The organism is Amycolatopsis sp. NPDC048633 (genome assembly GCF_040650695.1).
Taxonomy (GTDB): domain Bacteria; phylum Actinomycetota; class Actinomycetes; order Mycobacteriales; family Pseudonocardiaceae; genus Amycolatopsis.
Map to the genome: position 1 here is coordinate 1 of NZ_JBEZHS010000034.1, position 11,865 is coordinate 11,865.

Below are 11,865 nucleotides of genomic sequence, written 5' to 3' on the forward strand. Positions count from 1 at the left end.
ACATCGCGGCGCAGCAGGAGCAGGGCTGACGCTCGACCCAAAGCCGTGAAGGCCTCCTTACCGGCTCTTATGGCCGGTAAGGAGGCCTTCACGGCTTTTCCAGCGCCCGGAGGTAGGCGAGGACGGTCGCCCGGCCGAGGGACTCGCGGTCGGCGCCCAGTGCCGTGAGCGTCGTCTCGCCGAGCGCCGCGCGGGGGAGGGCCCGGGCCCACTCCGATGCGACTTTCGTCGGGTGGATCGGGTCGTCGGTGCAGGTGCCGATCCCGGCCGGGACGGCCAGGGCCGCCAGCTCGGCCACGGTCGGCGCCGGACGGCCCGCCGCGACGCGCAGGCCGGCCGCCAGCCCGTCGCCGTGGCGGCGCCACGCCCGGTCCAGTTCCGCTCGCAGCCAGCCGGGGCTGCCCGCCGTCTGCGCCAGGGCGGCGTCAACCCCTGATCCGGCCACCAGATCCGCGGACAGCGTCGCGGCCAGCGATGCGGGTGCCGGGCCCGGACGGCCGTTCCAGGCCGGGAGCGCGGCCAGCAGGCCCCCGCAACGGCCCGGATGGGCCACGGCCCACTCCGCGGCGAGGTGGGCGCCGAACGAAATGCCGCCTACGAGCAGTTCGCCGTGTTCGTCCGCCAGCGCGTCCAGGGTCGCCAGGTAGCCGTCGGCGAGCGCCGCGCCGGGGGGTGGCGGTGGCGCGATGAGCGGGACACCGAGGGCGCGCAGCGGGCCGGCGAAGACCGCCCGGACGAACACCTCGTCCGAGCCGGTGCCGGGCAGCAGCACCGCGGCGGGAACTCTGATTGCGGACGTCACGTTGCGATCTTTGCGCAAAGGCGTTTCCCTGGCGGGGACCGCAGTACGCTGGAATCGCACGGGCCGCAAGCAGTTTGTCGGGGGCCCCGGAGCACAGGAGCACCTATGTCCGCCAAAGACGGCGGCTACTTCAGCCGGTTGGTACGCAAGCTGACCAGCGACGTCGACGAGCTCGACGCCGACGAGATGTCGATGAGGTCCGGCGCCGAGGGCGCGCAGCGGGCCTGCGACTGCCGTTCCGGCGAAGAGGTCACCGTGATGGGGAGACTGCGCAGCGTGGAGCTCTGCCCGACGAACGAGGCCGCCACGCTGGAGGCGGAGCTGTTCGACGGGACACAGGGCGTGACGCTAATCTGGCTCGGCCGCCGCCGGATCCCGGGCATCGAGCCTGGCCGGACGATCAAGGTGCGCGGCCGGATGGCCGAGCGTGACGGCCAGAAGGTGCTGTACAACCCCTATTACGAGCTCCAGAGCCCAGTGAGTTGATCACCTATCGTGACTGAACCCGCCCCGAGCGAGAAGAAGACCGACGCGGAAGATGAAAAGCAGCCGACCCTGCTCGAGCAGATGGGCGGCGTGTCCGGCCTGATCTACTCGTCGGTGCCGGTGATCGTCTTCGTCCTGGCGAACGCCTTCTTCGGCCTGACCGCGGCCATCTGGACGTCGGTGGGCAGCGCGGTGGCCATCACCGTGCTGCGGGTCGTCCGCAAGGAGCCCCTGCAGCCGGCGATCTCCGGTTTCTTCGGCGTCGCGATCGCGGCGTTCATCGCCTACCGCACCGGGTCGGCGAAGGGGTTCTTCCTCTTCGGGATCTACGCGAGCCTGGTCTACTGCGGCGTCTTCGTGCTGTCGGTGGTCGTGCGGTGGCCGATCGCGGGCGTCGTCTGGAACGTGCTCAACGGCACCGGGCAGGCGTGGCGCAAGGACAAGCCGTCCCGCTACGGCTACGACATCGCGACGCTGGCCCTGGCGCTGGTGTTCGCCGCCCGGTTCGTCGTCCAGCGGTGGCTCTACCAGGAGGACTACACCGGCTGGCTGGCCTTCGCGAAGATCGCCATGGGGTACCCGCTGTACGGGCTGGGCCTGCTGGTGGTGGTCTGGGCGGTGCGCCGGTCGGACAAGCGGCTGAAGGCGCAGGCCGAGGACGAGCCCAAGCCGGAGACCGACGCCGAGGTCGAAGCCCGGCTGCGCGAGAAGTACGCCCAGACTCCCGAAGCCTGACCTTTGCCCGGCGGGGGATCGTGGGCCTGCTCTCCGATGGCATGAACGACCCTTTCAGGTCGTCCGGCGTGGTGAACGAGTCGTTCATGACGTCCCGGCGCGCCCCTCGAAGCCCGACCCGCGCGGGGCGCCCCCGTTTTCCACGCTACCGGTGAGCACCGACAGTTCCGCTCGTCCTGCGCCGCGAATGACTCATTCCCGGCGTCGGAGGTCCCGAATGAGTCATTCGCGGCACCCACTCGGCACGAAGAAGGCCCCCGGCACGCTCGCCGGGGGCCTTCTTCGCGAACTCAGTAGCCCAGCGAACTCAGTAGCCCAGTGCCGTCCGGATCTCCGGCTCGACGTCCGCCGTCGCGACGAATAGGAGCTCGTCGCCCGGCTCCAGGGGGTCCTCCGGCTGCGGCACGATCACGCGGTCGCCGCGCAGGATGGTCACCAAGGCCGCGTCGCGGGGCAGGCTCAGGTCGCTCACCGGCTTGCCGGCCAGCGGGGTCTCCGCCGGCAGCGTCAGCTCGACGAGGTTCGCGTTGCTCTGCCGGAACGTCATCAGCCGGACCAGGTCGCCGACGCTGACCGCCTCCTCGACCATCGCCGCGAGCATCCGCGGGGTCGACACGGCGACGTCGACGCCCCACGCGTCGGTGAACAGCCACTCGTTGGCCGGGTTGTTCACCCGCGCCACCACGCGCCGCACCGCGAACTCCGTCTTGGCCAGCAGCGACACGACCAGGTTCGCCTTGTCGTCGCCGGTGGCGGCGATCACGACGTCGCACTGCTCGATCCCGGACTCCTCCAGGATCGACACCTCGCAGGCGTCGCCGAGCACCCAGTCGGCCTGCTCGACGGTCTGCGGCTCGAACTGGTCGGCCTCCCGCTCGATCAGCATCACCTGGTGCCTGCCGTCGATCAGCTCGGCGGCGATGGAACGGCCGACGGCACCCGCCCCGGCAATCGCGACCCGCATCAGTCCTCGTCCTCCGGTTCGCGCTGCGCCACGCTCGTGACGTCGCTGACGGTGCCCGACCGCGCGGCCACCCACACGTCGTCGCCGTCCTGCACCATCGTCTTGCCGTCCGGCAGCACCGGCGTGCCGAAACGCATGATGAACGCCACCCGCGCGCCGGACGCCTCCTGCAGGGACCGGACGGAGTGCCCGACCCAGCCCTCGTGCAGCGGAAGCTGCAGCAGCGCGATGTTGCCCGACGGGTCCCGCCACGCCGACGCGACACCGTCCGGCAGGAGCGTCCGCAGGAACCGGTCGGTGGTCCACGGCACGGTCGCCACCGTCGGGATCCCCAGCCGCTCGTAGACGGCCGCGCGCTTGTGGTCGTAGATCCGCGCGACGACGTGCTCGATGCCGAAGTTCTCGCGCGCGACCCGCGCGGAGATGATGTTCGAGTTGTCGCCGCTGGACACCGCGGCGAACGCCCCGGCCCGCTCGATGCCCGCTTCGATCAGCACCTTGCGGTCGAACCCGACGCCGATGACCTGCTGCCCGTGGAAGTCGCTGCCGAGCCGGCGGAACGCCTGCTGGCTCTTGTCGATGACGGCCACCTCGTGGCCGAGCCGCTCCAGCGCAGCGGCCAGGGACGCGCCTACCCGGCCGCATCCCATGATCACCACGTGCACGCCCTGCCTCCTCTTCGGCGGTTAACCCGTCCGTACCTGCCCCGACATGCCAGCGCCGAACCTACCGTGTACCCCTGCCGTTAGGCTTCCGTGGTGTCGAAGTTCCCGACCGTGCTGAAACGCCTGGTCCTCGGACGTCCGTTCCGCAGTGACAGGCTCGCTCACACGCTCCTCCCGAAGCGCATCGCGCTGCCTATCTTCGCGTCCGATGCGCTCTCCAGCGTGGCGTACGCACCGGAAGAGATCTTCCTGACGCTGAGCGTCGCGGGCCTCTCCGCCTACGCGCTGGCGCCGTGGATCGGCATCATGGTCGCGTTGGTGATGCTGGTCGTGGTCGCCTCCTACCGGCAGAACGTCCACGCGTACCCGAGCGGCGGCGGTGACTACGAGGTCGCCAACACGAACCTGGGCGGCAAGTTCGGCCTGACGGTCGCGAGCGCCCTGCTCGTCGACTACGTGCTGACGGTCGCGGTGTCCACTTCGTCCGGTGTGGCGAACATCGGGTCCGCGGTGCCGTGGGTGGCACAGCACAAGGTGCTGGCCTCGATCGTCATCGTCGTCGTGCTGACGTCGCTGAACCTGCGCGGCATCCGGGAGTCGGGGAAGGCCTTCGCGATCCCGACATACGGGTTCATCGTGGGCATCATGGTCATGGTCGTGTGGGGCCTGGTACAGGCGGCCACCGGCACCGAGATGAAGGCCGAGAGCGCCGGGTTCACGCTGAACGCCGAAGGGACCTTCGCGGGCGTGGCGTACGCGTTCCTGGTGCTGCGGGCGTTCTCCTCCGGCGCGGCGGCGCTGACCGGGGTCGAGGCGATCAGCAACGGCGTCCCGGCGTTCCAGAAACCCAAGTCGAAGAACGCGGCGACGACGCTGCTGATGATGGGCCTGCTCGCGGTGACCATGCTCGTCGGCATCATCACGCTGGCCACGATCACCGACGTCAAGTTCGCCGAGGACCCGGCGGAGCAGCTCGCCGGCGCTCCCGCGGGCTATGAGCAGAAGACCATCGTCGCGCAGATCGCGCACGCCGTGTTCGCCGACTTCCCGCCGGCGTTCTACTACGTCTCCTTCTCCACCGGCATCATCCTGCTGCTGGCCGCGAACACCGCGTTCAACGGTTTCCCGGTGCTGGGCTCGATCCTCGCGCAGGACCGTTACCTGCCGCGGCAGCTGCACACCCGCGGCGACCGGCTGGCGTTCTCCAACGGGATCCTGTTCCTCTCGGCGTTCGCGCTGGTGCTGATCATCGCGTTCGACGCCGAGGTGACCCGGCTCATCCAGCTGTACATCGTGGGCGTGTTCGTGTCGTTCACGGTGAGCCAGGCCGGCATGATCCGGCACTGGAACCGGTTGCTGGCCAAGGAAACCGACCCGGGCAAGCGACGCCGGATGCGGCGCTCGCAGACGGTCAACGCGGTCGGCCTGACCATGACCGGCGTCGTCCTGGTCATCGTGCTCATCACCAAGTTCCTGCTCGGCGCGTGGATCGCGATCGCGGCGATGGTGGCGATCTTCGTGCTGATGACCGCGATCCGGAAGCACTACGACCGCGTCGCCGACGAGCTGAAGGACCTGGGCGACACCCCGACCGTGCTGCCGTCGCGCAACCACGCGATCGTCCTGGTGTCCAAACTGCACCGCCCGACGCTGCGCGCGCTGGCCTACGCCAAGGCGATGCGCCCGGACGTCCTCGAAGCCGTGACGGTCAATGTGGACGACAAGGACACGCGCCGGCTCACCGCCGAGTGGGACGCGCACAACTTCAAGGTGCCGCTGAAGGTCGTCGAGTCGCCCTACCGCGAGATCACGAAACCGGTCCTGGACTACGTGAAGCGCGTGCGCGGCGACAACCCGCGCAACGTGGTCACGGTCTTCATCCCGGAGTACGTGGTCGGGCACTGGTGGGAACAGGTGCTGCACAACCAGAGCGCGCTGCGGCTCAAGGGCCGCTTGCTGTTCCAGTCCGGCGTGATCGTGGCGAGCGTGCCGTGGCAGCTGGAGTCGTCCGCCAAGGCGGCCGCGCGCGTCCGCAACGAGCGGCCGGCCGCCGGCGACGTCCGTCGCGGCTTCTCTCCCAACGGGAAGCCGATCACCACCCCGAAACCCAAGGAGCCGGCAGAATGACGAGCTGGCTGGGCCGCGTCCTCGAGGTGGAGGTCGGCGCGGTGGCGCACGGCGGCCACTGCGTGGCGCGTGCCGATGGTCGCGTGGTGTTCGTCCGGCACGCGCTGCCGGGCGAGCAGGTCCGCGTCGAGGTCACCGAAGACAACGGCGGCTCGTTCTGCCGCGGCGACGCCGTCGAGGTGCTCGTCCCGTCCCCGCACCGGGTCGAGCCGCCGTGCCCGCTCGCGGTGCCCGGCGGCTGCGGCGGCTGCGACTGGCAGCACGCCGCTCCGGATCATCAGCTCTCGCTGAAGGCGGCGGTGGTGGCCGAGCAGCTCCAGCGGCTGGCCGGCATCGAGCGGGACATCGTCGTGGAGGCCCTCGAAGGCGGGCCGCTGGACTGGCGCAGCCGCGTCCGGCTGGTCGCCGACCGGGACGGGCGCGCGGGCCTGCGCGCCCACCACAGCCACCGGGTGGTGCCCCTCGAAGACTGCCCGATCGCGGTGCCGGGCGAGCTCGACGACGTCCTGGCGCGGCGCTGGCGACCGGGCAGCGAGATCGAGGTCACCGGCGACGGCGACGGCGGGGTGCACGTCCGGGAGCTGTCGACGGTCCGGGGCAAGGTCCGCGCCCGCCAGCTGGCGGGCGGGGTGGCGGTCCAGCACGCGGCGGGCCGCGACTGGCAGCTCGACGCGCACGGCTTCTGGCAGGTCCACCCGGCGGCGGCCTCGACGCTGGCCGCGGTCGTGGCCGAGTGGGCGGAGGCGCCCGTGGGCGGGACGGCCTGGGACCTCTACGCCGGGGTCGGGCTGTTCGCGTCGGTGCTGGCTTCGCAGGTCGGCTCGTCGGGCCGGGTGCTGGCGGTCGAGTCCGGCCGCCGCGCGGTCGCGGACGGCGAGAAGAACCTGGCCGACCTGCCGCAGGTGTCCTGGCAGGCGGGGCGGGTGGAGCACGTGCTGGAGTCGGCCCCGAAGCCGGTGGACGTCGTGGTGCTGGACCCGCCGCGCAAGGGCGCGGGCAAGGCCGTGGTGGAGACGATCGTGGCCGGGCAGCCGGACCGGATCGTGTACGTGGCGTGCGACCCGGCGGCGCTGGCCCGGGACGTGGCCATCTTCGCTTCGCACGGGTACGCGCTGACGGACCTGAGGGCGTTCGACGCCTTCCCGATGACGCACCACGTGGAGTGCGTGGCGCTGCTGTCCTGAGTTTTTGTCGGTGGTGGCCGTCACACTGATCGCGTGACTCCTCTCGACGACTTCGATCTCGCGGCCTCGACGGTGACGTCGCTGGTGGGCGCCCTCGGCGACGACCAGTGGGCGCTCCCGACGGCGTGCGCGGACTGGGACGTCCGCGCGGTCGTCAACCACCTGGCGCACGGCAACGCGAAGGTGGCGTTCTGGGCGGGTTCGGGGCCACCGGCTCCGGACGGTGACTACCTGGGTCCCGCGCCGGCAGCGGCCTTCGCCACGTCGGTCGCGGCGGCTCGTGCGGTGCTGGCCGAGCCGGGGTTGTTCTCGCGGAAGGTGACGACGCCGCTCGGCGAGGTGCCGGGGGTGTTCCTGGTCCACATGCGGGTCAACGAGTACCTGGCCCACGGCTGGGACCTCGCGGACGCGACGGGGCAGTCGACGGACCTCCTGCCGGACCTGGCGTCGCGGGCGCTGGAGCAGTGGCGAACCAGGTTCGGGGCGACGCCGCGGCAGGTGGGTGGGCCGTTCGGCCCGGAGGTGGAGGCGCACCCGGGGGCGACGGAGGCGGACCGGCTGGCGGCCTTCCTGGGGCGGAAGGCGGTGAACGGCTGAGGGGGAGATGAACGCGACAGCCTGAGTTGGCGGCGCCGCTGCTTGCTACTGCGTGGGCGCGGCGGTCCGCTTTCGCGACTGTGCAAGCGTGGCGGTCTGCGTGGTGCGGCGAGCCGCGGGCGGCAATGGCTGGAGGCGACCGCCAGCCACCGTGGCCGACCGGCATGAGCGGCTGGCGCGCGCCCCGGCGTCAGGCTGCCCGGCGCACCGCGAACGCCGCCGCCAGGCCCGTCGCCGTCATCGCGATGCCCGACACCAGGAGCACCCACGCTCCCGCTCCCGGCACCACCCGCGCCGTCGGCTGGAAGCGGGCTACGTGCGGGAGCGTCACCGCCAGGTGGCGCAGGACCACGCCCGTCACCACCAGCCCCGGGAGGCACGTCATCGCCAACGGCTCGTCCTGGTGGCGGGCGAACGTCAGGTACGCCAGCGTGCCCGCGAGCAGCACCGCCGCCGCGCAGACCAGGCGCAGGCCCAGCGCCAGCTCGGGGTCCGGCGTTCCCGGCGGCAGCAGCCCCCGGTAGTCGGCGGTCCGCAGGGTCAGCCCGGCGATCACCCCGACGCCGGCGACCCCTGCCGCCACCGCTCGTGGAATCCGCCAAGCTCGCGTCACGCCAGGCAGCATAAGTCGCCCGAAACGGCTTTCCGAGCACGTTTCCCGCGCTGGGCCGATCGGTGGATCCCGATCGAGGGACCCGCTCAGCCGGCGAACCAGCGCTGCGGTGCCGGCCGCAGGTTCTGGTAGATGTGCTTGACCTCGGTGTACTCGCCCAGCCCGGTCGGGCCCAGCTCGCGGCCGAACCCGGACTGCTTGTAGCCGCCCCACTCGGCCTGCGGCAGGTACGGGTGGAAGTCGTTGATCCAGATCGTGCCGTGGCGCAACCGCCCGGCCACGCGCTGGGCTCGCCCCGCGTCCTGCGTGAACACCGCCCCGGCCAGGCCGTAGTGGGTGTCGTTGGCGATGCGGACCGCGTCGTCCTCGTCGGTGAACGTCTCGACCGTCAGCACCGGCCCGAACGACTCCTCGACGACCGCCGAGGAACCCTGTTTCACCTGGTCCAGGATGGTCGGCAGGTAGTAGAAGCCGTCGGCGAGCGCGGGGTCGCCGGGCCGCCGCCCGCCGGTCCGGAGCACCGCGCCCTCGGCCAGCGCCGCCGCCACGTACGCCTCGATCTTCGCCCGGTGGGCCGCCGAGATCAGCGGCCCGGTTTCCGCGTGGGAGTCGAACGGGCCGCCGAGGCGGATCCGCTCGGCCCGGCGCACCAGCTCGGCGACGAACTCGTCGTGCCACTCCCGCTGCACGATCAGCCGCGTGCCGGCCGAGCACACCTGGCCGGAGTGCAGGAACACCGCGGTCAGCGCGTAGTCGACGGCCGTCTCGAAGTCGGCGTCGGCAAAGACCACGTTCGGGTTCTTCCCGCCCAGCTCCAGGGCCACTTTCTTGACCGTCCCGGCGGCCGCCGCGGCGATCACCTTGCCGGTCGCGAGCCCGCCGGTGAACGACACGAGGTCGACGTCCGGGTGCTCGGAAAGCGGCGCGCCCACCTCCGCGCCCGCGCCCAGCACCAGGTTCCCCACGCCCGCCGGCAGGCCCGCCTCGGTGAGCAGCTTCAGGAACAGGATCGAGGTGTGCGGCGTCAGCTCGCTGGGCTTGAGGACGAACGTGTTGCCCGCGGCCAGCGCCGGCGCGATCTTCCACACGGTCTGCAGCAGCGGGTAGTTCCACGGCGTGATCAGCCCGCAGACGCCGACCGGTTCGTGCACGATCCGGCTGAAGGCGTCCGGGTTGCCGGTGTCGACGACGCGGCCGGCGTCCTGCGCCGCGAGCTTGCCGAAATAGCGCAGGCAGGCGGCGATGTCGGCCATGTCGTAGCGGCTCTCGACCAGGCGCTTGCCGGTGTCGAGCGACTCGGCGCGGGCGAACGCCTCCGCGTCGCGGTCCAGCAGGTCCGCGGTGCGCAGCAGCAGGTCACCGCGCAGGTGCGCGGGCGTACCGGGCCACGGGCCGGTGTCGAACGCCCGGCGTGCCGCGGCGATGGCGGCCTCGGTGTCCTGGGCGGTGCCCTCGGCGACCGTCGCGACCAGGGAACCGTCGGCCGGGCAGCGGATCTCCCGCCGCCCGCCGCCGATCGCGTCCACCCAGTCGCCGCCGATGAAGAAGTCCGCCATGCGTCCCATTCTCGTGGCCACGCCGCGTGACCGCCACAGCACGGCGGGGAGACGAGGTTCACCTCAGGAGATGACGGGTGATCGCGCTCCGCCTGTGACACCGGACGCGGCGGGCGGAAGCCCGGTGGCCGTCCTCCGTAGACTGGCCGGAACGAGGCGTGGTGACCAAGTGAGGTGGAGACGAGTGACGTTGCTGGAGTCCGTTCAAGGACCGGCGGACCTGAAGCGCATGAGTGTCGAGGACCTCGGCGAGCTGTCCGCCGAAATCCGGGACTTCCTCGTCGACAAGGTCCGCCGCGCCGGCGGGCACCTGGGGCCGAACCTCGGCGTCGTCGAGCTGACCCTCGCGCTGCACCGCGCGTTCGACTCACCGCGCGACGCGATCGTCTGGGACGTCGGGCACCAGGCCTACGTGCACAAGATCGTCACCGGCCGTGCGGAAGGCTTCGACCGCCTGCGCCAGACCGGCGGCGTCACCGGTTACCCGTCGCGCGCGGAGAGTGACCACGACTGGGTCGAGAGCAGCCACGCCTCCTCTGCACTGTCCTATGTGGACGGTCTGGCGAAGGCGTTCGCGCTGGGCGACGACGAGCGGCACGCGGTCGCCGTCGTCGGGGACGGCGCGCTCACCGGCGGCATGTGCTGGGAGGCCCTCAACAACATCGCCGCGCACCGCGAGCGCCCGGTCGTCATCGTCATCAACGACAACGGCCGCTCCTACTCGCCGACCATCGGCGGCGTCGCCGACCACCTCGCCGCGCTGCGCCTGCAGCCCGGGTACGAGCGGCTGCTCGACGGCGGCCGCGAGATCCTCAAGCACACCCCGGTCGTCGGCCGGCCGATCTACGCCGCGCTGCACGCCGCGAAGGCCGGCCTGAAGGACGCGCTGAGCCCGCAGGCGATGTTCTCCGACCTCGGCCTGAAGTACCTCGGCCCGGTCGACGGCCACGACTTCGTCGCGCTGGAGAAGGCGTTCCAGAGCGCGCGCAGCTTCGGCGGCGCGGTGATCGTGCACGTGGTGACCGAGAAGGGCCACGGCTACGCGCCCGCGGTCAACCACGAGCACGACCAGATGCACCAGACCGACCCGATCGACCCGGAGACCGGCCTGCCGCCGGTGAAGGGCCCGAGCTGGACCGGCGTGTTCGGCGACGAGCTGGCGAAGATCGGCGCCGAGCGGGAGGACGTCGTCGCGATCACCGCGGCGATGCTGCGCTCGACCGGCCTCGACAAGTTCGCCGAGGCGTTCCCGGACCGTTGGTACGACGTCGGCATCGCCGAGCAGCACGCGGTGACGTCGGCGGCCGGCCTCGCGATGGGCGGGCTGCACCCGGTCGTCGCGCTCTACTCGACGTTCCTCAACCGCGCGTTCGACCAGGTGCTGATGGACGTCGCGCTGCACCGCCAGCCGGTGACGCTGGTGCTGGACCGCGCCGGGATCACCGGGCCGGACGGGCCGAGCCACCACGGCATGTGGGACCTGTCGCTGCTGGGCATGGTGCCGGGCATGCGCGTGGCCGCCCCGCGCGACCCGGCGACGCTGCGGGAGGAGCTGCGCGAGGCCGTGGCGGTGTCCGACGGCCCGACGGCGCTGCGTTTCTCCAAGGGCAAGGTCGGCACCGACGTCCCCGCGGTCGAGCGGCTGGGCACGGTCGACGTGCTGCGCCGCCCGGTCGAAGGTGCCGACGTGCTGCTGGTGACGGTCGGCCCGTTCGCGACGCTGGGATTGGCGGCGGCCGACCGGCTCGCCGACCAGGGCATCGGTGTGACGGTGGTCGACCCGCGCTGGGTGCTGCCGGTCCCGGCCGAGCTGGTGGCGCTGGCGTCCCAGCACAAGCTGGTGGTGACGGTCGAGGACAGCGGCCGCCACGGCGGCTTCGGCTCGGCGCTGGCGGCGATGTTCCGCGACGCCGAGTGCGACGTCCCGTTGCGGGACCTGGCGGTGCCGCAGACGTTCCACGACCTCGGTAGCCGCGACGAGGTCCTGGCCCGCATCGGCCTGACGGCCCAAGACGTCTCTCGCCGCGTGACGGAGTGGGCGTCCCGCCTGGGCTCGGTTTCGGAGCCGGCGCCCGAGAAGAAGGACGCGAACCGCACCTGACCACAAGCGCCCCAAGGCGGCCTTGGTTGCGTCTG

10 protein-coding genes and 1 pseudogene are annotated in these 11,865 nt (G+C 71.7%); 6 read left to right on the forward strand and 5 right to left on the reverse strand.

What is annotated here, in order from left to right:
- Positions 1–88: 88 nt before the first annotated feature.
- On the reverse strand, positions 89–772 hold the full coding sequence (locus AB0C38_RS39370; protein ID WP_360683225.1) for an alpha/beta hydrolase: 684 nt from the start codon (positions 770–772) through the stop codon (positions 89–91).
- Positions 773–907: 135 nt separating this feature from the next.
- Between AB0C38_RS39370 and AB0C38_RS39375 the strand changes: the two genes are divergently transcribed.
- Both AB0C38_RS39375 and AB0C38_RS39380 read left to right on the forward strand, forming a co-directional pair.
- Entirely contained in the window at positions 908–1,288 is a 381-nt protein-coding gene (locus AB0C38_RS39375) for an OB-fold nucleic acid binding domain-containing protein (RefSeq protein ID WP_072480405.1), read from the forward strand.
- 9 nt (positions 1,289–1,297) lie between these two features.
- The gene (locus tag AB0C38_RS39380) at positions 1,298–2,023 is read left to right on the forward strand and encodes a DUF3159 domain-containing protein (protein WP_360683051.1); all 726 of its coding nucleotides are present in this window, start codon (positions 1,298–1,300) and stop codon (positions 2,021–2,023) included.
- A 307-nt stretch (positions 2,024–2,330) separates the two neighbouring features.
- Here the strand turns inward: AB0C38_RS39380 and AB0C38_RS39385 are convergent, their stop codons facing one another.
- Both AB0C38_RS39385 and AB0C38_RS39390 read right to left on the reverse strand, forming a co-directional pair.
- Entirely contained in the window at positions 2,331–2,987 is a 657-nt protein-coding gene (locus AB0C38_RS39385) for a TrkA family potassium uptake protein (RefSeq protein WP_360683053.1), read from the reverse strand.
- A pseudogene (locus tag AB0C38_RS39390) lies at positions 2,987–3,661 on the reverse strand (TrkA family potassium uptake protein); the annotation flags it as partial. The pseudogene AB0C38_RS39390 and the gene AB0C38_RS39385, both read right to left, overlap by 1 nt.
- A gap of 84 nt (positions 3,662–3,745) precedes the next feature.
- Between AB0C38_RS39390 and AB0C38_RS39395 the strand changes: the two are divergent.
- Genes AB0C38_RS39395 through AB0C38_RS39405 form a run of 3 tightly spaced genes read left to right on the forward strand, consistent with a single transcriptional unit; the run spans position 3,746 to position 7,560 of the window.
- On the forward strand, positions 3,746–5,779 hold the full coding sequence (locus AB0C38_RS39395; RefSeq protein ID WP_360683055.1) for an APC family permease: 2,034 nt from the start codon (positions 3,746–3,748) through the stop codon (positions 5,777–5,779).
- Positions 5,776–6,963: a class I SAM-dependent RNA methyltransferase gene (locus tag AB0C38_RS39400; RefSeq protein WP_360683057.1), complete on the forward strand. Its 1,188-nt coding sequence runs from the start codon at positions 5,776–5,778 to the stop codon at positions 6,961–6,963. The genes AB0C38_RS39395 and AB0C38_RS39400 overlap by 4 nt, the downstream gene beginning before the upstream one ends.
- Positions 6,964–6,996: 33 nt before the next feature.
- Entirely contained in the window at positions 6,997–7,560 is a 564-nt protein-coding gene (locus AB0C38_RS39405) for a TIGR03086 family metal-binding protein (RefSeq protein WP_360683060.1), read from the forward strand.
- A gap of 190 nt (positions 7,561–7,750) precedes the next feature.
- Here the strand turns inward: AB0C38_RS39405 and AB0C38_RS39410 are convergent, their stop codons facing one another.
- Both AB0C38_RS39410 and AB0C38_RS39415 read right to left on the reverse strand, forming a co-directional pair.
- A complete protein-coding gene (locus tag AB0C38_RS39410; RefSeq protein WP_360683062.1) occupies positions 7,751–8,173 on the reverse strand; it encodes a hypothetical protein in 423 nt (140 codons plus the stop codon).
- 86 nt (positions 8,174–8,259) lie between these two features.
- Positions 8,260–9,729, reverse strand: a complete 1,470-nt coding sequence (locus AB0C38_RS39415) for an aldehyde dehydrogenase family protein (RefSeq protein ID WP_360683064.1) — start codon at positions 9,727–9,729, stop codon at positions 8,260–8,262.
- 184 nt (positions 9,730–9,913) lie between these two features.
- Here AB0C38_RS39415 and dxs point away from each other — a divergent pair, with 184 nt between their 5' ends.
- Positions 9,914–11,830, forward strand: coding sequence for a 1-deoxy-D-xylulose-5-phosphate synthase (gene dxs, locus AB0C38_RS39420; protein WP_360683066.1), 1,917 nt, complete (start codon positions 9,914–9,916; stop codon positions 11,828–11,830).
- Positions 11,831–11,865: the final 35 nt, after the last annotated feature.

Bases quoted from the DNA above. Each gene is read 5' to 3' on its own strand.
- AB0C38_RS39375 (WP_072480405.1), top strand. From the start codon at position 908: ATGTCCGCCAAAGACGGCGGCTACTTCAGCCGGTTGGTACGCAAGCTG.
- AB0C38_RS39385 (WP_360683053.1), bottom strand. From the start codon at position 2,987: ATGCGGGTCGCGATTGCCGGGGCGGGTGCCGTCGGCCGTTCCATCGCC.
- AB0C38_RS39400 (WP_360683057.1), top strand. From the start codon at position 5,776: ATGACGAGCTGGCTGGGCCGCGTCCTCGAGGTGGAGGTCGGCGCGGTG.
- AB0C38_RS39415 (WP_360683064.1), bottom strand. From the start codon at position 9,729: ATGGCGGACTTCTTCATCGGCGGCGACTGGGTGGACGCGATCGGCGGC.